The organism is Halomonas sp. CnH100-B, assembly GCF_024124605.1.
GTDB lineage: Bacteria > Pseudomonadota > Gammaproteobacteria > Pseudomonadales > Halomonadaceae > Vreelandella.
Map to the genome: position 1 here is coordinate 30825 of NZ_JAMXRX010000001.1, position 20977 is coordinate 51801.

Genomic DNA, 20977 nt, shown 5'->3' on the forward strand with positions numbered 1-20977 from the left:
AGCGTTTAAGGGGCCTTTGTGCTTGCCGAATTCGATCTGATTCGACGTTACTTCATGTCGCCGCAGGAGGCGCAAGCGACAGATGGCGTTGCCCTAGGATGCGGCGATGACGCCACGTTATTGATTCCCCAGTCTGGCCAGCAGCTGGCTGTTAGCGTGGATACGTCAGTGGTGAACGTCCACTTCCCCCACGATGCCCCTGCCCATGCGGTGGGGCATCGTGCGTTGGCAGTTGCGCTGAGCGATTTGGCGGCCATGGGCGCAGTTCCGCGCTGGTGTCTCATGGCGCTGACTCTCGACCAGCGGGCATTCAACGATGATGCCGCTGCTGAGCGGTGGCTATCTCGCTATGCCAGTGGCTTTCATACGCTTTGTCAGCAGCACGACACAGCGCTGGTGGGCGGCGATGTGACTTCTGGCGAGCTGAGTATCGGGGTGACGGTCATGGGCGAGGTGCCGACGGGGTTAGCGATGACTCGGTCAGGTGCACGGCCAGGCGATGTCGTCGCAGTGACCGGCGCTCTAGGTGGCGGTGCAGGCGGGCTAGCGCTGTGGCAACAGGGTGAGCGAGACCTCGGGCACCCGTTGCTTCAGCGCTATCTTTTGCCGCAGCCGAGGCTTGGCGCGGGCATCGTGCTTCGCGGGTTGGCGTCGGCGGCCATGGATGTTTCCGACGGTCTGCTGGCGGATTTGGCTCATTTGCGTGCCGCATCCGGCGTGGGAGTCGACCTCATCCCCGACGCGCTGCCGCTGGTCGAGGGGCTGGTCGAGACACTCGGTCATGAGCAGGCGCTGACTGCAGCGCTCTCCGGCGGAGATGATTACGAACTTCTGGTGACGCTGCCGCCTGACCGGGTCGAAGAGGCTGCCGCGCAGCTTGCCGAGAGTGGCCTTGCGCTAAGCGTGATCGGCTATTGCACGCAAGCGCTCGGCGTGACGGGGGTGCCTGCCGAAGGGGCGATGGGCTGGCAGCACTTCCGTGGGGGTGCCCGATGAATCGTGCACCGGCGAGCGTTTGGCGGCGCCCCACTCACTTTTTTGCGTTTGGCCTGGGTAGCGGCACGGTGCCGTGGGCTCCGGGTACCTTCGGCACGCTGGCCGCCATTCCCTTTTACTGGATGATGGCCGACTTAAGCCTGGGCTGGTACCTGGGAATCGTGTTGGCCGCGTTTGTCGTCGGGGTTTGGCTATGTGACAAGACCTCCCACGACCTGGGCGTGCATGACCACTCGGGGATCGTGTGGGATGAGTTCGTTGGCTATTGGATTACCATGGCAGCCGTGCCATTCTCCTGGGAAGCGGCGCTATGGGGATTCGTGGTGTTCCGCATTTTCGATGTTTTCAAACCTTGGCCCATTCGCTGGGCCGACCGCCGAGTCGCGGGCGGATTTGGCATCATGATCGATGATGTCATGGCAGGGATTTACGCCTGGAGCACCATGCACCTATGGTTTTGGCTACATTGAGCGATCGGTGGCATGGAGTCGGGTCTCGTTGAGAGACCGTTCAAGGAGATAGCATGCGCAAGGAACGTTTGATCGTGCCTATTCTCGCGACAATAGCCGTCGTGTGGATGGTCGCGCAACTGCTATCCAGCGTACTTTTCGAGCGCAGCCTTCGTCAGGCGCTGGAGGACTTAGAGGCCCGAGGCGAATGGCGAGTCAGCCGAGTGGAGAGCCGCCAAGGGTGGCTCACGTCCCGGGGGCGGCTCATTCTCTCGCCACTGTTGGGCCGTCCCTGGCGTTTGGAACTCTCCTACCGAGCCCGACACGGAGTATTGAGCACCGATGTCGAAGGCACGCTGCTGCCGCGTTTGGATAGCGTGCTGCAAAAAGCGGTGGGGGAGGTCTCCGCGCCCTCCGTGCCGCGCTGGCAGGGCCGCTATCAGACCTTGAGCGGTCATACCGAACTTCGCTTAGCACTGGCCCCCTTCGTCATTCAGCAAAATGGACGCGAGCTGGACGTACGTGGCGCACGGGTTCGTCTGGAGGGAGTGTTTGGTGACTGGCGCTTACGCGGGCTGCTGGATCAACTCACGCTGACCGACGGCCTGTCGCAGCTCACGCTTGGCCCCGCCACTTTGGAAAGTCGCTACACCTACATCGACGATGCCTACCATTTTGCCCAGCGGGATCACCTGCATATCGAGCAGCTGGCGCTGCATTATCCGGCTTACGACATTCACGTCGCTCCCCTGGATCTCCATAGCCATATGGAGCTGGACGAGAGCGAGCTACGCCTGAAAGGCGAGCTGATCGTAGGCGAGGTGCGCGTGCCCAGTGAAGCGCCCGACACCCCGCTTCTCAGCGGTCGTATCGAGGCAGAGCTGTCGCGTTTGAATGGCGACGCCGTTCGGCAAACGATTCGTCGTTTGCGCCAAGAGGCTGCCTGGGGCGACGCGAGCTTGCCCATGGCGGAGGGCCTGTTGGCGCGTTTGGAGCCTGATCTGCGCCAAGTCTTGAGCGATTCACCACGGCTCGATGTCACCACCATTGCTTTGGATAGCCCGCTGTTGGGGTTGCAAGTGGACGCAGAGGGCGCGCTATTCTTCGATGCGCGGCGCCTCGAAGATCTGAGCATTACCGCGCTGGACAAACCGGTCGAACGCGCACGCTGGATCGAGCGCATCGATGGGGACTTCATTTGGCACGACGCCCCAACCGTGGCGGCACTCTGGCTCGGCCTACCGTTGGGCACTCGCGAGCTACAGTTCGATGTGATTCGAGGGGTATGGCGTGTCAACGGGCGGCCGATGCCGCCGCTATGGCAGCCGTGAGTGCTCTAGATAGAGGTCAGTGGGCGGCTAGGTAAATCGTCTTTAGGGTTGAAGTTTTCACTCTGTGCCCACATTCCTTGAAGCATGCTAAGCGGCGAAAGCCGCGGGTCACTGTTGATGGGAGGGCGCATGAGCGACCAGGATTACGACCGCGATCACGAACACCACGACTGGCTCACCGATGCTGAGTCTCCAGATTCCCAGGAACAGGATGCTCACGCAGAGAGTGCGCACAGCGATGACTACCGTTCGGACGGCGAACGGGTAAGCTCGTTAGTACCCGCCAGCGACATGCTGCCCGAGCGCATTTATCTCCTACCGATCCATAATCGCCCCTTTTTCCCTGCCCAGGTGCAGCCGCTGGTGATCAACCGCGAACGCTGGGAAGAGACCATGCGTCGCGTTGGCAATACGCCGCACCACACGATTGGCGTGGCCTTCGTGGGCGAGCAGGGCGTCGAATCGCTGGACCATGAGGGCTTTCCCGAGATCGGTACAGCGGTCAAGGTTCATAAACTCAAGAGCGAAGATCAGCAGATTCAGTTCATCGCTCAGGGGCTTCAGCGCTTCAAAATTCAGCGCTGGCTCTCCAAAGAGCCGCCGTATTTGGTCGAAGTGACCTACCCCAAAGAGCCGGTCAATGCCGAAGACGAAGAGACCCGTGCCTATGCCATGGCGATCATCAACGGCATCAAAGAACTGCTGCCGATCAACCCGCTGTATGGGGAAGAGCTGAAGCACTACCTGAACCGTTTCAGTCCGCATCAGCCCGGCCCACTGACCGATTTCGCGGCGGCCATCACGTCGGCCAAAGGCCCGGAGCTGCAGGACGTGCTGGCCACGCTGCCTGTTGCTGAGCGCATGCACAAAGTGCTGCCGCTGCTGCGTAAAGAGATCGATGTCGCCCAACTCCAGAGCGAAATCAGCGAGCAGGTCAACGCGCAGATGCAGGAGCGTCAGCGGGAGTTTTTCCTACGCGAACAGCTCAAGGTCATTCAGCGCGAACTGGGTATCTCCAAAGACGATCGTGAAAACGACGTCGATACGTTTAGAAACCGCCTGGAATCGCTGGTGGTGCCCGAGCGGGTTAAGGCGCGCATCGATGACGAGTTGAACAAGCTCAGCGTGTTGGAAACCGGCTCCCCGGAATACGGCACTACGCGTAACTACCTCGACTGGCTGACCTCGCTGCCTTGGGGCGTCACCAGCCAGGATAAGTTGGATCTTGCCCATGCCCGGCAAGTCCTCGACCGCGACCACGACGGTTTGAAGGATGTCAAAGAGCGCATCATCGAGTTTCTGGCCGAAGGTACCTTCAAAGGCGATGTAGGCGGTTCCATCGTGCTGTTGGTAGGCCCGCCAGGGGTGGGTAAAACCTCTATTGGGCGCTCCATCGCCGAGGCGCTGGGCCGTGAGTTCTACCGCTTTTCCGTGGGGGGCATGCGAGACGAGGCCGAGATCAAAGGCCATCGTCGCACCTACGTGGGGGCAATGCCCGGTAAGCTGGTCCAGGCCTTCAAAGAGGTGGAGGTCGAGAACCCGGTCATCATGCTCGATGAGATCGACAAGCTGGGGCAATCCTTCCAGGGCGACCCTGCGTCGGCACTGCTCGAAGTCCTCGATCCTGAGCAGAACGTCGATTTTCTGGATCACTACCTCGACGTGCGCATGGATCTCTCCAAGGTGCTCTTCGTATGTACCGCCAACACACTGGATAGCATTCCCGGCCCGCTCTTGGACCGCATGGAGCAGATTCGTCTCTCAGGCTATATCGCTGAAGAGAAGCTGCAAATCGCCAAGCATCACCTCTGGCCGAAGCTGCTCAAACGCGACAATCTGCCGAAGAAGCGTATCAATCTCAGCGACGCGGCGTTAAAGCAGGTCATCGATGGGTATGCCCGCGAGGCCGGTGTTCGCCAACTGGAAAAACAGCTCCACCGTATCGTACGCAAAGCGGCGGTGAAATTGCTCGAAGAGGAGGTTGATACCGTCAAGATTTCGGTGAAAAACCTCGAAGAGTTTCTCGGTGCGCCGCTCTTCCGTAAAGAGAAAGTGCTCAAAGGTGAAGGGGTGGTGACCGGGCTGGCCTGGACCTCCATGGGTGGCGCCACGCTCCCCATCGAAGCCGGAAAAGTGCATTCGTTGGATCGCGGTTTCAAGCTGACCGGCAAGCTGGGCGATGTCATGAAGGAGTCTGCCAACATCGCCTATAGCTATACCCTTGGCCATTTGGCCGAGTATGGCGCGGATGCCGACTTCTTCGACTCCGCGTTCGTTCACCTGCACGTGCCTGAAGGGGCTACGCCCAAAGATGGCCCCTCTGCCGGTGTGACCATGACGACGGCGCTGCTATCGCTGGCGAAGCACCAAGCCATCGATCGTCCGCTGGCCATGACCGGTGAGCTGACCCTGACAGGGCAAGTTCTGCCGGTGGGAGGCATTCGTGAGAAAGTCATCGCTGCGCGGCGCAGCGAGATCTTCGAGGTGATTCTCCCCGAGGCCAACCGTCGAGATTACGAGGAGCTGCCCGACTACCTCAAAGAGGGCATGACCGTTCATTTCGCCAATCGCTATAAAGACGTGGCGAACGTGGTCTTCAAATAGCGTGTGACGCCCTAAGCCTTTTCGTTCACCCCAGCGCCGCTCTGAAGAGAGCGGCGCTTTTTTACATCTGTTTACTGGTTAAGTTCCCCGGAAATTCGTGATAATGGTGCAAAATCAATTATTAAAAATAAAGCGTCAGGGAGCTTCTATGCGCAATAACCAGCCCGTTACTCAACGTGAATACGTGCTCGATGAAGAGACCGTACTCATTTCACGTTCTGATTTGAAAGGTAACGTGACCTATGCCAACGCTGCCTTCGTGGAGGTCAGCGGCTACTCGCGGGATGAGCTGCTGGGCGCACCGCACAATTTGATCCGCCACCCCGATATGCCCGAAGCGGCGTACGCCGATTTTTGGAAAACCATTCAAGCGGGCGGTACTTGGCAGGGGACAGTCAAGAATCGACGCAAAAATGGTGATTACTATTGGGTCAACGCCACGGTTGCTCCCTTGCGAGATGGCGACCGCATCGTGGGCTATACCTCGCTGCGCCGTAAAGCGTCGGCCAAGCGTATCGCGCTGGCCGAACAGGTTTATGCCGACATACGTGAAAAAGGCAAGTCACGCCGCTATGCGCTACACCAAGGGGCGTTGAAGCGTCGCGGTTTGGGCGGCATTGTGGCGCGCTTTCAATTTACTAGCCTCAAAGCCAAGCTGACGGGAATGGTCATCGCGGCGGTTGTGCTGTTAGGGCTGTCGGGCGGACTGGGTCTGTACGGTTTGAACGTTTCCGGCGAGCGCCTGGAAACGCTCAATCGCGCCGGACTAGAGTCCGTTGCCGACCTGCAGCTCATCGAGCGCCACATTGGGTTGGCCGTGGAGGAGTTGGAACCTGCGGTCAGAAATCCGCGTCGTGTGGATATGGAGGCCGTCTCGACGCAATTAGCGGCCAACACGCAAAGTGCCCAAACACTGTGGGAGACGTATCGCCAAACCAGTAGCGCGTCGCAAACGGTGCTTCAGGGGTTCGATGAGGCCTTCGCTGCTTGGCGCGCTGGCGTGACGGGGGCCGTCGATGCGATCGACCAAGCCAACGGCTTCGCAGCGTTCGAGGCGCTCAATAGCGAGGTGCTGCCCGCCACGGCCAGTATCCGCGAGCTCAACAGTCAGCTAGTGGATGAGGAGCGAGCGGGCGCCGCCGATTTGATGGACGATGCGCGTCAAGGCCGCCAACAGATGTTTCTTGCTCAGTCGGTACTCCTACTCATTGGTATCTGCGTCCTAGTGGCGCTCAGCGTATTCATTTTGAAATCGGTGTTTCGCAGTCTGGCGGGCGCGCGCTACATGACGTTTCAAATCGCCGCCGGTAATTTGGCGGCTCGAGAGCGCCGCCAGAGCAATGACGAGTTGGGAGAGCTGCTCTACTCCCTGGATACGATGCGCTTCAGTCTTTCGAGCATCGTCGGCGACGTGGAGAACCGTGTTTCCGTGGTAACTCCTGCGATTCAGCAAATTGCCGCCGAGAACGAGGAGCTTGCCTCGCGGACGGAGCAGCAGGCGTCTTCGTTGCAGCAAACGGCGTCGAGCATGGAGGAGATGACGTCGACCGTTCAGCAAAACAACGACAATGCCCGCCAAGCCACGGAATTGGCTCAGCAAAATGCCGCCAGCACGCGGGATACCCGCCAGCAGATGGAGCAGCTCGTCGAGCGCATGCAGCGCATTGCCAAAAGCGCGGAGAAGATGACCGAGATGATCGGTGTCATCGACAGCATTGCTTTCCAAACCAACATTCTGGCGCTCAATGCGTCGGTCGAAGCAGCCCGGGCGGGCGAGCATGGGCGAGGCTTTGCCGTGGTCGCCAGCGAGGTACGCACGTTGGCAAGCCGCAGTGCCGACGCCGCCCAAGAAATTCGCAAAATGATCGATAGCACCACCCAAGAGGTGAGCGGCGGTCGAAGCGCTGTCGAGCAAGCCGAGCGCGCGATCGAAAACGTGGTGGAGCAGGTGAGCCGCGTGAGCGACCTCATGGCCTCGATTAGTACTGCGTCGAGCGAGCAGAGCAGCGGAATTGGCCAGATCAATGCCGCCATTGCCGAAATGGATGGGGTGACCCAGCAAAACGCCACCAAAGTGCAGTCGATCGCGGCCTCGGCAGACAACCTGGCGCTGGAAGCCTTCGAGCTTGCCAACGTCGTCGATGCCTTCCGCCTCGAAGGCGCTCAGGCCGAGAGCACCAGCACGGCCCGTGAAAAGCTGGCGCGGGCTCAGAAAGCCGTCAAGCAGAACGTAGCAGCCCTGCCGAGTGACGCGCCGACGCAAGAATCGAGCGCTCGCCAGCGCGGGCATACGCCGGCTCACAATGAGAACGAGGATTGGGATGCGTTTTGAATGAGGTGAGGCGCAGCGCTGCGTTTAATCACCATTGATGTATCGCATGATCGATCATTTGAATATGCCACCCGCCGGGTGGCATATTTTTTGCTGCATCTTTTGGTGTGAGGCGTTGGTCGGAAAGCGGCTCGACGTCAGGTCACGGCTTGGTAAAAAGGACGTCGCTGGGTCATAGGCAAAACAGGCCTTTCTCAAAAATAACAGGTGGGGTTCTTGATGAGCATATCCAGCCAGGCAGCATTCGAATTGTCAGACGATCAGGTGTTGATTTCACGCTCTGACCGGCAGGGAAAGATCACTTACGTCAACCAGACATTCATCGATGTCAGTGGTTACTCACAGACGGCGCTGATGGGCGAACCCCACAGCATCTTTCGTGATCCAGACATGCCCGCGTTGGTCTTCAGCAATATGTGGGCCACCATCGAAAAAGGTAGAACGTGGCAAGGGGTCGTCAAAAACCGCTGTAAGAATGGCGATACGTATTGGGTGCATACCACGGTAGCGCCGCTGCTCGACGGCAACCGAGTGGCAGGTTACACGGCAATTCGTCGTAAAGCCGGACAAAAAGCCATCGCTCGTGCCGCCAAGGCGTATAGCGCCATGCAACAGGGGCGAAGCCGACGGTTCAAGCTCCATTATGGTGCATTACGACGCACCGGCGTGCGTGGTTGGGTGCAGCGCTTTAGTTTCAGCAGTATGCAGGCCAAGCTGATGGGAATGGTCATTGTCGCCATTGCGCTGCTGGCCGTCGCAGGGGCGGCAGGCGTCTACGGGATCACCAGCTCCGCTGACCGGTTACGCACGCTGAATCAAACGGGCCTCGAAGGCGTCGCCGACCTCCAACAAATCGAGCAGGGCACCGGGCAGCTTTTGCAGGCGCTAGAACCCGCCGTGCGCAATCCGCGCCGGGCCGACCTGGATCTGCTCGAAGAGCAGTTGAGTGCACTCCAGAGGGACATCAACCAAACATGGCAAGCGTTCACTGCCCAGCGCACGGAAGCCAGCGGCGTTCAGCAGGGGCTAACGGCGCATTTGGCGACGTTCTTGAGCGGCGCTGATACGGCGTTCACCGCGATACGCGATGGCAATGGGTTCGCCGCGTTCGAGGCGTTCAATGATGTCGTGAAGCCGACCTCCGATAGCATCAGCGCCACCATCAATCTACTGGTCGATAACGAGCGTAGCGCAGCGCAAACGCTCATGGCCAATGCCGAGCGTCAGCAGCAGTGGTTACTGTGGGGCCAGTTGGGCGTTCTCCTGTTCGGTATTTTGATGATGGTGGGGCTCAGCGTGGCCGTGCTGCGTTCACTGATCCGCTCTCTCAACGAGGCGCGCCGTGTGACGTTTCAAATTGCGGCGGGCAATTTGGCCAACCGTGTCACTCTCAAACGCGACGATGAGTTGGGGGAGCTGCTGGCTTCCCTGGAAACCATGCGCGCCAGTCTCTCTGGCTTGATTACCGAAGTCGGTAACAAAGTGGAGATCGTCACGCCTGCCTCGGAGCATATCCAGCAGCAAAACGAGGAGTTGGCGTCGCGCACCGAGCAGCAGGCCTCTTCGCTGCAACAAACGGCGTCCAGCATGGATCAAATGACGGCCACGGTGCAGCAGAACACCGAGAACGCACGCCAGGCCAATCAACTGGCCATGCAAAATGCCACCACCAGCCGTGAAACGGGGGAGCGCATGCAGGCGCTGGTGGAGCGAATGGAGCGCATCGCGGCCAGTGCCGACAAAATGAACGACATCATCACCGTCATCGATGGCATCGCCTTCCAGACCAATATTCTGGCCTTGAACGCGTCGGTCGAAGCCGCCAGGGCAGGGGAGCAGGGGCGCGGCTTTGCCGTGGTCGCCAACGAGGTACGCAACTTGGCCGGGCGCAGTGCCGATGCGGCGGGTGAGATTCGTCGGTTGATCGATACCTCCTCTCAAGAGATTGCCGGTGGCGCGGATGCCGTCAAAGAGGCCGAACGGGCCATCGACCAGGTCGTCAACCAAGTGATGCGTGTCAGCGATATCATGGAAGAGATCAGCACCGCCTCGGACGAGCAGAGCAGCGGTATCGCCCAGATCAATACGGCGGTCTCTGAGATGGATCATGTCACCCAGCAGAACGCGAGCAAAGTACAATCGATCTCCGGCGCCGCCCAGCGGTTGACCAACGAAGCGCTCGATCTAGCGAACGTGATTGCCGCCTTCCGTTTAGAAGGCGCAGAGGAGGAGAGCAGCGAAGCCGCGCGGATGCGACTGTCTCGGCGTGATGCCCCTACTTCCAGCCTGCCGTCGCAGCGCCAAGACGAGGCGCAGGCAGAAGCGCCATCCCGTCCGGCGCTCAACCGGCCTGAAACCGCCCCCGCCGAAGAGGAATGGGAGACCTTTTAACCGTCCATGGGCATCACACGCGTTTGGTTGCCCTCTACATCTAGTCTCTGCGGTGCGCTCATGCCACAATCTAAGGCCGCTGGATTCAATTGCCTGCCGCCACGTATGCGGCAGGCCACGATAAAGATGTAGAGGACACCATGCCCGAGTACCGCTCCCGTACCACCACCGCTGGCCGCAATATGGCTGGCGCTCGTGCCCTTTGGCGTGCCACCGGTATGAAAGACGACGACTTTCATAAACCGATCATTGCGGTCGCCAACTCGTTTACCCAGTTCGTCCCGGGCCATGTCCACCTAAAGGACATGGGCCAACTGGTGGCGCGTGAAATCGAAAAAGCGGGTGGCGTGGCCAAGGAGTTCAACACCATCGCTGTGGACGATGGGATCGCCATGGGCCACGACGGTATGCTCTATTCGCTGCCGAGTCGCGACATCATTGCCGATAGCGTCGAGTACATGTGCAACGCCCACTGTGCCGATGCGCTGGTGTGTATCTCCAACTGCGACAAGATCACCCCTGGCATGCTGATGGCCGCGATGCGCCTCAATATTCCTGTCATTTTCGTCTCCGGCGGCCCGATGGAAGCCGGTAAGACCAAACTCCTGGATCACGGCCTCGACCTCGTCGATGCCATGGTCATGGCGGCCGACGACAGTGTCGATGACGAAACCCTGGCCGAAGTCGAGCGCAGTGCGTGCCCTACCTGCGGAAGCTGCTCGGGTATGTTCACCGCCAACTCCATGAACTGTCTCACCGAAGCATTGGGGTTGGCCTTGCCGGGTAACGGCACCGTCCTGGCGACCCACGCCGATCGTCGCCGTCTGTTCGAGACCGCCGGTCATCGCATCGTCGAGCTGGCCAAACGCTATTACGAGGGCGAAGAGGCGCACCTGCTCCCCCGCGCGATTGGTAGCAAAGCCGCCTTCAAGAACGCCATGACGCTGGATATCGCCATGGGCGGCTCGACCAACACCATTCTTCACCTGCTGGCCGCCGCCCAAGAAGCGGAAGTTGACTTCACCATGGCGGATATCGACCGTCTATCTCGGGAAGTGCCGCAGCTGTGCAAGGTGGCCCCCAATACCCAGAAGTACCACATCGAAGACGTCCACCGTGCCGGTGGGATCATGGCCATTCTCGGTGAGCTGGACCGGGCAGGCGTGCTCGATACCTCGGTGCCGACCGTCTACGGCGACAGCCTAAAAGCAGCGTTGGACGAGTGGGACATCATGCGCTCGCCAAGCCCTGACGTGGTGGAGTTCTTCAAAGCAGGCCCGGGCGGTGTCCCGACACAAACCGCTTTCTCCCAAAGCGCCCGCTGGCCAAGCCTGGATGGCGACCGCGCCACCGGCTGTATCCGTGATTTGGAACATGCGTTTTCCCGCGAGGGCGGTTTGGCCGTGCTGTACGGCAACATCGCGCTCGATGGCTGTGTGGTGAAAACCGCCGGCGTCGACGACTCCATTCTAGTGTTTGAAGGCAAAGCCCACGTGGTGGAGTCTCAAGACCAAGCGGTGGCCAACGTGTTGGAAGGCAAAGTGAAAGAGGGCGATGTGGTCGTCATCCGCTACGAAGGCCCCAAAGGTGGCCCCGGTATGCAGGAGATGCTGTATCCGACCTCGTATTTGAAATCGAAAGGGCTGGGCAAGGCTTGTGCACTGCTCACCGATGGCCGTTTCTCTGGCGGTACCTCGGGCCTGTCGATCGGTCATGTCTCTCCGGAAGCGGCAGCAGGGGGCGCCATTGGTTTGGTCGAGCAAGGGGATACCATCCTGATCGACATTCCCAACCGCTCGATCAACGTGCAGCTAAGCGACGCCGAGCTGGCCAAACGCCGTGAAGCGATGGACGCCAAAGGCAAAGACGCCTGGAAACCAGTCGAGCAGCGTCCGCGTAAGGTCACTCCAGCGCTCAAGGCCTATGCGCTACTCGCTACCTCCGCTGACAAAGGCGCGGTACGCGACCTCTCCAAGCTGGATTAAGCGACATCACAGCCCGTCTCGTGCGGGCTGTTTTTTTGCCAACCTGAACCGTCACATCGACTAAGGATTGTAATGAAGGCGATCATCAACGTTGGCCTCGTTGGCTATGGGTTTGCGAGCAAGACGTTTCACGCCCCTTTGATTCAAGCGACCGAAGGGCTGGATTTAGTGGCCGTCTCGTCGAGCGATGCGGCCAAGGTGAAAGCGGATCTGCCCAATGTCGAGGTAGAAAGCCAAGCGCTGGCGCTGTGTAAGCGACCGGATATCGATCTCATCGTCATTCCCACGCCGAACGACACGCACTTCCCGTTGGCCAAAGCGGCCCTCACGGCAGGGAAACACGTGGTGGTCGATAAGCCGTTTACCGTTACGCTCTCCGAGGCCAAGCAGCTTAAAGCCCTGGCGGTTGATAAAGAGCGGCTGATATCGGTCTTTCATAATCGCCGTTGGGATAGCGATTTCCTGACACTGAAAGCGCTCTTGGAAGCAGGGACGCTGGGGCGGATAACGGGATTCGAATCGCGCTTTGACCGTTTCCGCCCAGAAGTACGGGATCGCTGGCGAGAAAAGGCCACGCCAGGGGGCGGGATCTGGTACGACTTGGGGCCTCACCTGCTGGATCAAGCGTGCGAACTGTTCGGTCTGCCCCATGCCATATTCCTAGAGCTGGGCGTACGGCGTGATGGCGCCAAAGCCGATGATGACTTTCTCGCCCTGCTAGAGTACGACGGTCGACGCGTCAGCTTGAGTGCGGGCACGCTGGTTGCCGAGCCGACGCCGCGTTACCGTCTCCACGGCACGAAAGGTAGCTATATCAAATATGGCCTAGATCCGCAGGAAGATCGCTTGAAAGCCGGAGAGGTGCCGTCCCCATTCTGGGGAGAGGATAGCCCTGGAACGCTTACCCTGCGCGAGGGAGACGGCGAAGACGCACCGCTCGTCCGTCACGAGCACCCCACGCTACCGGGTGATTACCTAGCGTATTACCAAGGCGTGAGTGCGGCGATTCGTGATAAAGCGCCGCTGCCCGTGGATATCGATGACGCCCTGCGTAGCATGGCCCTGCTGGAAGCTGGCCTAGATAGCCACCGCCAGCGTCGCTGGATCTCGCTCAAGCATCATCTGTAATATACCGCAGTCAGAACGCCTAGCGCGTTCTGACTGTGAAGCCAAACAGTTAAAGCAAATCCATTACAGCAAATCCATGTCGCTACTGCGCCGCTCTTCGCGCAACTTATCTCGCGCAATATAGAGCGCCGCGATGGCGCGCGCTTCGTGGAAGTCCTCGCGCATGAGTAGTGCAGGCAGCTCTTCGATGGCATGGGTCTCCACAATCAGCGGCTCTGGCTCGTCACCCGGTAAGCGCTTGGGGTAGAGGTCCGTTGCCATTAACACCTGCATGCGGTGGCGCATATAGTTGGGTGCTAGTGACAGCTCCACCAACGGCTCAATGCGGTGTGCACCGAAGCCGCACTCCTCCATCAGCTCGCGATTGGCGGCGGTGATGATGTCTTCGCCGGGGTCGACCAAACCTTTGGGAAGCGTCAGCACATAATCTTCGAACCCCGCAGCATACTCCCGAATGAGCAGTACATGGTCCGGGTCGGGCATGGCAATAATCATCACCGCGCCGCGGTCAGCGCCCGTGAGTCGCTCGAACTGTCGCTCCTCGCCGTTGGAGAAACGTAAATCCAACGACTCGATTTGGAACAGGCGGCTTTGGGCAACGCGCTGTCGCCCCAGTATTTGCGGCTTGCGTGGATAGCCGCTCGGCGTATGGTCGTTGGCTGTATCGTCGCGTGACATTCTGCCTCCGTGGCTGCAAAAAACGGGTTACGCTACAATAGCACGCTTACTCTTTCAGACTGGAGCGGCAATGATTGATTGGCGCGAGATCGATACCGTCCTGCTCGACATGGACGGCACGCTGCTAGACCTTCACTTCGACAGCCACTTTTGGCTCGAACATCTGCCACGTCGCTACGTAGAGCTGCATCAGCTCGACCAAGCCAGTCAGGATGCACTCAAAGCACGCATTATGGGTGAGCAGGGCACGCTGAACTGGTACAGCCTCGCCTACTGGAGCCGCGAGCTGAACGTGGATATCGTTGCCCTCAAGCGCGAAGTGCAGCACTTGATTGGGCTACGCAGCGATGCTTTGGATTTCCTCACATGGCTCAAGCAAGCTCACCCCAGAGTGGTGCTTGCTACGAATGCCGACCGTGCAAGCCTCGCATTAAAACTCCCGCTCACGGGGTTGGAAAACTACCTAGACGCCATCATCTCATCAGAAGACGTGGGCGCGGCCAAAGAGGAGCAAGCCTTCTGGTTTGCACTTCAAGAACGCGAGCCGTTCGACCCTGCCCGCACGCTCTTCATCGATGATAACCCCCGCGTGTTGGAGAGCGCCCGCGAGTTTGGCATCCGACATCTGCTGGGTATCAAGCAGCCTGATAGCCAGCGCCCTGAAAAAGAGCTACAGGAATTCATTGCCCTTGACCGATTTGCCCAACTGCTGCCCGCTGACCTGCCGGGGCAGCACTCACCTAGCTGAGGAGAGCGTATGAGTGACAGCGTTCGCTTGGATAAGTGGCTATGGGCAGCGCGGTTTTTCAAAACCCGTGCCCTAGCCAAAAAAGCCATTGAGGGCGGAAAGGTCCACTACGACGGTGCCCGTGTCAAAACCAGCAAGAACGTCGAGCTGGGTGCCTTGATTCGCGTACCTCAAGGCTGGGATATTTTCGAGGTGGAGGTCACGGCGCTTTCGGATCAGCGTCGTGGCGCCCCAGAAGCGCGTAAGCTCTATACAGAAACCGAAGAGAGTGCGAAACGCCGTGCCAAAGAAGCCGAGGCGCGCCGTTTGACCAATGAAGCCATGCAGCATCCTCTCAAGCGTCCCGATAAAAAGCAGCGGCGCGATATCCAGCGTTTTCAGCGTCAGCAAGGGGAGTAAGCCGTCGCTTACCCCTACGCTCTCCCATGACTCCTTCTTCTTATGGTCTCGTTATGTCCGATCAAATCCAACGTTTTCTGTTCGACCAAACCAACGTGCGGGGCGAAATCGTCACGCTCGGCACCGCTTACCATGAGGTGCTCGACCGTCACGCCTACCCACCTGCGGTCAACCAGCTGCTAGGTGAGCTGCTGGCGGCGGTGGCGCTACTGACCGATACCGTAAAGCTCGATGGCACGCTGAGCATCGAGGTCCGCGGCCAAGGGGCGCTCGCCCTGCTCATGGCCGAATCCAACCCCGGTGGCGAGCTGCGAGCCATTGCCCGTATTGCCGAAGACGCCGCGTTGCCCAGCGAGCACGCCAGCTTCCGCGAGCTGGTAGGCGAGGGCCAAATCGTGATTACCCTCGACCCGCGCGAAGGGCACCGCTACCAAGGGATCGTCGCGCTGGACCACGATACTCTGGGCGGGTGTTTGGAAGCCTATTTCGGCCAATCCGAGCAGTTGCCGACTCGGTTATGGCTGGCGGCCGATGGCGAGCGAGCTGGCGGTTTGCTGCTTCAGCGATTGCCGGATGCCTCGCAGAACCAGGATGTCGATGCCTGGGAGCGCAGCGTACATCTGGCGGATACCATCAAGCCCGAGGAACTGTTGGGGTTGGAGCAGCGAGAGGTGCTCTATCGTCTCTACCATGAAGAGACCGTGCGGGTCTTCGAACCGAAAGCACTGCGTTTTGGCTGCACCTGCTCTCGGGAGCGTATGAGCCACGCCCTTTACACGCTGGGCAAAGAGGAACTCCGCGATATTCTGCGTGAACAAGGGGCTATTGATACGCAATGCCACTTTTGTCACACGAAATATCACTACACCGCCGCCGATATTGAAATTTTATTGGAAGACCCGGGCGCGCCGCCGCCGGTGATTCACTAATTGTGTAGTCGGCCCTTAGCACGCAGGCTGTTTGGCCCCTGGGCTGCATCCCCCATGTCGCCACGCCTAGCGGCCGAATGGCAAACGAGTGTTTGAAAACATACTGCGCTGCAACACAAAATGTAGTGTCATTGTAGTAGTTTAACTACAAGATATTTGGTCAAAGCCCCCGTTTCCCGGGGGTTTTCTTTTTGCCATAATGCGCCGGACTTCAGCGCACCTAGCCGGCTGTGACCGCCATGCCAGCGGCTAGGATGATTTCTCAAGGCGTCGGCGACGCCCGGTAAACATAGAGACCCAGGAATCGACATGACCACGACTCAAGCCGCTCCCCAAGCCCACGTCAATCTCAGCAGCGCCGAACTGATCGAGCGCGCCGTGGCCCGTGGTGAAGGCCGCCTGTCCGCCAATGGTGCTCTGGTAGTAAACACCGGCCTGCGCACTGGGCGTTCGCCGAAAGATCGTTATATTGTCGATGAACCCACGACCCGCGACAGCATCGACTGGGGTAGTGTCAACCGCCCCTTCGACGCGGAAAAGTTTTCAGCCCTGTGGGCGCGCGTGGAAGAGCACCTGGGCGGCGTCGAGCATTTCGTCTCTGAACTGCATGTCGGCAGCGATGCCACTCACTACCTGCCGGTACGCGTGACCACGGAAACCGCCTGGCAGAACCTGTTTGGTCGCACCATGTTCGTCCGCCCGCAGGCCTACAACCAGGCGGCCAAAGAGGAGTGGACGATTCTTAACGCCGCTGGCTTCGAGTGTGACCCGAACCGCGACGGCACCAATTCCGATGGCTGCGTCATCATCAATTTCGCCGAGCGTAAAGTGCTGATCGCTGGCATGCGCTACGCAGGTGAAATGAAGAAAGCCATGTTCTCCGTTCAAAACTTCCTGCTGCCCGCTTCCGACGTGCTGCCGATGCACTGCTCGGCCAACGTGGGCGAAGATGGTGAGACCTGCCTGTTCTTCGGTCTCTCTGGCACCGGTAAAACCACGCTGTCTGCCGACCAGGCGCGCTTCTTGATTGGTGATGACGAACACGCCTGGGGCGACGGTATCGTCTTCAACATGGAAGGCGGCTGCTACGCCAAGTGCATCGACCTGTCTGAGAAGAACGAGCCGGTCATCTGGAACGCGATCAAGTTCGGCACCGTGCTGGAAAACGTCGTACTCGACGACCGCCGCGAGCCGGATTACGCCGACGACAGCCTGACTCAGAACTCCCGCGCGGCTTACCCACTGGAGCACGTCGAAAAGCGTGTCGCGGAAAATCTGGCAGGCGAGCCGAACGCCATCGTCTTCCTGACCTGCGATATGTCCGGTGTGCTGCCGCCGGTTTCCGTGCTGTCCAAAGAAGCAGCGGCTTACCACTTCCTGTCAGGCTACACGGCCAAAGTCGGCTCCACCGAAATGGGTTCGTCCGAAGGCTTGGCGGCGACGTTCTCCACCTGCTTCGGGGCACCATTCTTCCCGCGCCCGGCCCGTGAGTACGCGGACCTGCTCATCAAGCGCGTCGAGAAAAAAGACGCTCAGGTTTACTTGGTCAATACTGGCTGGACCGGCGGTGCGTACGGTGAAGGCGGCTCGCGTTTCTCCATTCCTACCACCCGCGCGATCATTAGCGCCATCCAGTCGGGCATTCTTCGTGATGTGGACACCAAGCACATCGATGGCCTGAACTTGGATGTGCCGGTCGCCGTACCGGGTGTCGATTCCAGCCTGCTCGACCCGCGTGAAACATGGGCAGACCGCGACGCCTACGACCGCCACTTGCAAGAGCTGGCCACGAAATTCGTCGATAACTTCAAGAAGTTTGAGGGCGTTAACGAAGCGATCATTCAAGCGGGCCCGCAGTTGACGTAATTTTTTACGCCTCGCTGTAAGTTGTCGAACGTACGGACAACTAAGTAGTCAGAAAGGGGCGGTGCCACGGCACTGTCCCTTTTTCATATCTGCTTGTTTCTCTTTGCTATTCGACCGTTGTCGATGGGAGTCACGCCAATGAAACGTCGCCACTTTTTAGGCTTGGCAGGGTTGACCGGTTTAGCCGGTGTGCTGCCAGGGGTCTCGTTCGGTTTTCCTCGTCTCGATCTCGAAGCCGCGCCTGGGTTGGAAAAACTGGAACTGAGTGAAGAGGCGTGGCGGGAGCGCCTCTCGGACGACGCCTTTTACGTACTGCGTGAAGAGGGCACCGAAGCGGCGTTCTCGAGCCCTTTGGATAAACAGTACGGTGAGGGCGAGTACCGTTGTGCAGGCTGTGATTTGCTGCTGTTCACCAGTGCTATGAAGTACGACTCGGGCACGGGTTGGCCGAGTTTCTTCGAACATGTCGAAGGTCACTTGCTGACCAAGCTGGACTTCAAACTGGTTTGGCCGCGCACCGAGTACCACTGCGCACGCTGCGGTGGGCACCAAGGCCACGTCTTCGAAGATGGTCCCGAGCCTACCGGCCTGCGCTGGTGCAACAACGGCGTAGCGCTGCGTTTCGTGCCCGCCTAGCGGTATGGGGTGTCGGCCACTCAGTCCATGCGACCCAAGCCATGCCACCCCAGGTGGTTTGTGGTACCTTGTCGGCACCTCGAATGCTGCATGAGTTAGTTGCACGTTATGGATGTCAAACAACGCATTACTGCACGCTTGGCTGAAGAGCTAAGCGTCCGGCCTGAACAGGTCGCCGCCACGGTAGAGCTTCTGGATGGGGGCGCTACCGTGCCTTTTATTGCCCGTTACCGTAAAGAAGTCACCGGCGCGCTGGATGATACGCAGCTTCGCCAGTTGGACGAACGCCTGCGCTACCTGCGCGAGCTGGAAGAGCGTCGTGAGGCGGTGCTAGCCGCCATCGATGAACAGGGCAAGCTGGATTCGACCCTCAGAGCGACCATTCAAGCCGCCGATACCAAGCAGCGTTTGGAAGATTTATACCTCCCCTTCAAGAAAAAGCGCCGCACTAAAGCGCAAATTGCCCGTGAAGCGGGGCTGGAGCCGCTGGCGGATGCACTGTTGGCAAATCCAACGCTTGAGCCCGAAATCGAAGCCGCCCACTACCTGCGGGAAGCTGAGGGGGATATCCCCGCCATCGACGATGCCAAAGCGGCGCTGGATGGTGCCAAGCAGATTCTGATGGAGCGCTTTGCAGAAGACCCCGAGCTGATTGGTCAACTGCGCGAGCGGCTATGGCAAGAGGGCGAACTCAGTGCCCGTGTGCTGGAGGGCAAACAGCAGGACGGCGCGAAGTTCTCCGACTACTTCGAGCACGATGAAAAGCTGGCGAAAGTGCCCTCGCACCGGGCGCTGGCCATGTTCCGTGGTCGCAACGAAGGTATCCTGAGCTTGGCAATCCGCTTGCCGGGTGAAGACGACGCGCCGATTCATCCCGCGCAAGTGGCGATTGCCAAGCAGGTGGGCATTAGCGATGAGGGGCGCGCGGCGGATAAGTGGCTGAGCGAAGTGGTGCGCTGGACCTGGCGTGTGAAACTTTACACTGCGCTGGAAACCGAGCTGCTGGGCCGCCTGCGTGAGCAGGCCGAACAGACTGCCATCGACGTGTTTGCCGCCAACCTCAAAGACCTGCTCCTGGCAGCGCCTGCCGGGCAGAAAGTGACTCTGGCACTCGACCCCGGCCTGCGTACCGGCTGTAAAGTGGCGGTGATCGATGCCACCGGCCAGTTCGTCGACCAAGCCACCATTTATCCCCATGCGCCGCAAAACCGTTGGGACGAGTCGCTCAACGTGCTCGCTAAGCTGGTCAAGCAGCATGGCGTTGAGTTGATTGCCGTGGGTAACGGCACCGCCAGCCGAGAAACCGACAAACTAGCGGGTGAGCTGGTAAAAGCGCTGGCGCCTGCCCACCGGCTGAGCAAGGTGATGGTGTCCGAGGCGGGCGCATCGGTGTACTCGGCATCCGAGTACGCTGCGCGCGAACTGCCGGATCTCGACGTGACCATTCGCGGTGCCGTCTCGATTGCCCGGCGTTTGCAAGACCCCTTGGCCGAGCTGGTGAAGATCGAACCCAAATCCATCGGCGTTGGCCAATATCAGCACGATGTTTCCCAAGTGCAGCTCTCGCGTAGCTTGGAAGCGGTCATCGAAGACTGTGTGAACGCCGTGGGCGTGGATCTCAACACCGCCTCCAGCGCGCTGCTGTCTCGTGTCGCAGGGCTAAGCGCCGCCATCGCCGAAAATATCGTGGCCCAGCGTAACGTGCAGGGGGCATTCAAGAGCCGTAAAGAGCTGCTGGAAGTGAGCCGTCTAGGCCCGAAAACCTTCGAGCAGTGCGCAGGCTTTCTACGCATTAGCAATGCCGATAACCCGCTGGATGCCAGTGCCGTTCACCCCGAGGCCTATACGCTGGTGGAGCGTATCGCCAAGCAGAATAGTCGTGATGTGAAAGGCCTGATTGGCGACAGCGCCACTCTGAAAGCGCTCAGGCCCGCCGACTTCGCCGACGAGCGTTTTGGTGTGCCTACGGTTAGCGACATTCTCAAAGAGCTGGACAAGCCCGGTCGCGACCCGCGGCCCGAATTCAAAGCTGCCGAATTCCGTGAGGGCGTCGAAACCCTCAAAGACCTCAAGCTGGGCATGGTGCTGGAAGGCACCGTCACCAACGTGACCCACTTCGGGGCGTTTGTGGATATTGGCGTTCATCAAGACGGCTTGGTGCATATCTCGGCGCTGTCCGACCGCTTCATCGATGACCCGCGCAGCGTCGTCAAAGCGGGCGATATCGTCACGGTCAAAGTGATGAGCGTGGACATTCCGCGGAAACGGGTAGGGCTATCCATGTGCCTGGATGACGAACCGGAACAGCCCGATGCGCCGGGCACCACGGCCTCGGCAGCGCCGCGTAAACCTGCTCGCAGCCAGCGCCAAGGTGGTCAGCGTCAGGGAGGTCAAGTCAATGAAGCCCCAGCCGCCATGGGCGCGCTGGGGGCTGCGTTACTCAAGGCCAAGCGGGGCAAATAGTCGCGTGTCTTGAATATTTAACCATTGCCGCCATATCCTGCT

15 protein-coding genes are annotated in these 20977 nt (G+C 59.5%); 14 read left to right on the plus strand and 1 reads right to left on the minus strand.

Annotation, left to right across the window (positions count from 1 at the left end; translation table 11 throughout):
* The first annotated feature begins 18 nt into the window (after positions 1-18).
* The 8 genes from thiL to NH398_RS00180 all read left to right on the plus strand — a co-directional run bounded on the left by thiL (position 19) and on the right by NH398_RS00180 (position 13216).
* On the plus strand, positions 19-996 hold the full coding sequence (thiL, locus tag NH398_RS00145; RefSeq protein WP_253015667.1) for a thiamine-phosphate kinase: 978 nt from the start codon (positions 19-21) through the stop codon (positions 994-996).
* Complete coding sequence (locus tag NH398_RS00150; protein WP_159342712.1) at positions 993-1466, plus strand: phosphatidylglycerophosphatase A; 474 nt, start codon at positions 993-995, stop codon at positions 1464-1466. The genes thiL and NH398_RS00150 overlap by 4 nt, the downstream gene beginning before the upstream one ends.
* Before the next feature lie 53 nt (positions 1467-1519).
* Positions 1520-2776, plus strand: a complete 1257-nt coding sequence (locus NH398_RS00155; RefSeq protein ID WP_253015669.1) for a DUF945 family protein — start codon at positions 1520-1522, stop codon at positions 2774-2776.
* 129 nt (positions 2777-2905) lie between these two features.
* Positions 2906-5380, plus strand: coding sequence for an endopeptidase La (lon, locus tag NH398_RS00160; protein ID WP_253015671.1), 2475 nt, complete (start codon positions 2906-2908; stop codon positions 5378-5380).
* A gap of 148 nt (positions 5381-5528) precedes the next feature.
* The gene (locus NH398_RS00165) at positions 5529-7712 is read left to right on the plus strand and encodes a PAS domain-containing methyl-accepting chemotaxis protein (RefSeq protein ID WP_253015673.1); all 2184 of its coding nucleotides are present in this window, start codon (positions 5529-5531) and stop codon (positions 7710-7712) included.
* Between the two features lie 219 nt (positions 7713-7931).
* A complete protein-coding gene (locus tag NH398_RS00170) occupies positions 7932-10103 on the plus strand; it encodes a PAS domain-containing methyl-accepting chemotaxis protein (RefSeq protein WP_253015675.1) in 2172 nt (723 codons plus the stop codon).
* Between the two features lie 140 nt (positions 10104-10243).
* Positions 10244-12088 (plus strand): dihydroxy-acid dehydratase, encoded by a 1845-nt coding sequence (gene ilvD, locus NH398_RS00175; protein WP_159343787.1) that lies wholly within the window; start codon positions 10244-10246, stop codon positions 12086-12088.
* A 72-nt stretch (positions 12089-12160) separates the two neighbouring features.
* Entirely contained in the window at positions 12161-13216 is a 1056-nt protein-coding gene (locus NH398_RS00180; RefSeq protein WP_253015677.1) for an oxidoreductase, read from the plus strand.
* A 63-nt stretch (positions 13217-13279) separates the two neighbouring features.
* Here the strand turns inward: NH398_RS00180 and nudE are convergent, their stop codons facing one another.
* Positions 13280-13894, minus strand: a complete 615-nt coding sequence (gene nudE, locus NH398_RS00185; RefSeq protein WP_159342706.1) for an ADP compounds hydrolase NudE — start codon at positions 13892-13894, stop codon at positions 13280-13282.
* 70 nt (positions 13895-13964) lie between these two features.
* Between nudE and yrfG the strand changes: the two genes are divergently transcribed.
* The 6 genes from yrfG to NH398_RS00215 all read left to right on the plus strand — a co-directional run bounded on the left by yrfG (position 13965) and on the right by NH398_RS00215 (position 20935).
* Entirely contained in the window at positions 13965-14642 is a 678-nt protein-coding gene (yrfG, locus tag NH398_RS00190) for a GMP/IMP nucleotidase (protein WP_159342705.1), read from the plus strand.
* 9 nt (positions 14643-14651) lie between these two features.
* On the plus strand, positions 14652-15041 hold the full coding sequence (gene hslR, locus NH398_RS00195) for a ribosome-associated heat shock protein Hsp15 (RefSeq protein WP_159342704.1): 390 nt from the start codon (positions 14652-14654) through the stop codon (positions 15039-15041).
* A gap of 53 nt (positions 15042-15094) precedes the next feature.
* Entirely contained in the window at positions 15095-15970 is an 876-nt protein-coding gene (hslO, locus tag NH398_RS00200; protein ID WP_253015678.1) for an Hsp33 family molecular chaperone HslO, read from the plus strand.
* A gap of 309 nt (positions 15971-16279) precedes the next feature.
* A complete protein-coding gene (locus NH398_RS00205) occupies positions 16280-17836 on the plus strand; it encodes a phosphoenolpyruvate carboxykinase (protein WP_253015680.1) in 1557 nt (518 codons plus the stop codon).
* 138 nt (positions 17837-17974) lie between these two features.
* Positions 17975-18472 (plus strand): peptide-methionine (R)-S-oxide reductase MsrB, encoded by a 498-nt coding sequence (gene msrB / locus NH398_RS00210; protein WP_159342701.1) that lies wholly within the window; start codon positions 17975-17977, stop codon positions 18470-18472.
* 108 nt (positions 18473-18580) lie between these two features.
* The gene (locus tag NH398_RS00215) at positions 18581-20935 is read left to right on the plus strand and encodes a Tex family protein (RefSeq protein WP_253015682.1); all 2355 of its coding nucleotides are present in this window, start codon (positions 18581-18583) and stop codon (positions 20933-20935) included.
* Positions 20936-20977: the final 42 nt, after the last annotated feature.

What these genes read in the sequence shown, in the direction of transcription:
- NH398_RS00170 (WP_253015675.1), top strand. Translation starts at nt 7,932, where the DNA reads ATGAGCATATCCAGCCAGGCAGCATTCGAATTGTCAGACGATCAGGTG.
- NH398_RS00165 (WP_253015673.1), top strand. Translation starts at nt 5,529, where the DNA reads ATGCGCAATAACCAGCCCGTTACTCAACGTGAATACGTGCTCGATGAA.
- hslO (WP_253015678.1), top strand. Translation starts at nt 15,095, where the DNA reads ATGTCCGATCAAATCCAACGTTTTCTGTTCGACCAAACCAACGTGCGG.
- NH398_RS00205 (WP_253015680.1), top strand. Translation starts at nt 16,280, where the DNA reads ATGACCACGACTCAAGCCGCTCCCCAAGCCCACGTCAATCTCAGCAGC.
- yrfG (WP_159342705.1), top strand. Translation starts at nt 13,965, where the DNA reads ATGATTGATTGGCGCGAGATCGATACCGTCCTGCTCGACATGGACGGC.
- NH398_RS00215 (WP_253015682.1), top strand. Translation starts at nt 18,581, where the DNA reads ATGGATGTCAAACAACGCATTACTGCACGCTTGGCTGAAGAGCTAAGC.
- lon (WP_253015671.1), top strand. Translation starts at nt 2,906, where the DNA reads ATGAGCGACCAGGATTACGACCGCGATCACGAACACCACGACTGGCTC.
- NH398_RS00180 (WP_253015677.1), top strand. Translation starts at nt 12,161, where the DNA reads ATGAAGGCGATCATCAACGTTGGCCTCGTTGGCTATGGGTTTGCGAGC.
- NH398_RS00150 (WP_159342712.1), top strand. Translation starts at nt 993, where the DNA reads ATGAATCGTGCACCGGCGAGCGTTTGGCGGCGCCCCACTCACTTTTTT.
- hslR (WP_159342704.1), top strand. Translation starts at nt 14,652, where the DNA reads ATGAGTGACAGCGTTCGCTTGGATAAGTGGCTATGGGCAGCGCGGTTT.
- msrB (WP_159342701.1), top strand. Translation starts at nt 17,975, where the DNA reads ATGAAACGTCGCCACTTTTTAGGCTTGGCAGGGTTGACCGGTTTAGCC.
- NH398_RS00155 (WP_253015669.1), top strand. Translation starts at nt 1,520, where the DNA reads ATGCGCAAGGAACGTTTGATCGTGCCTATTCTCGCGACAATAGCCGTC.
- ilvD (WP_159343787.1), top strand. Translation starts at nt 10,244, where the DNA reads ATGCCCGAGTACCGCTCCCGTACCACCACCGCTGGCCGCAATATGGCT.
- nudE (WP_159342706.1), bottom strand. Translation starts at nt 13,894, where the DNA reads ATGTCACGCGACGATACAGCCAACGACCATACGCCGAGCGGCTATCCA.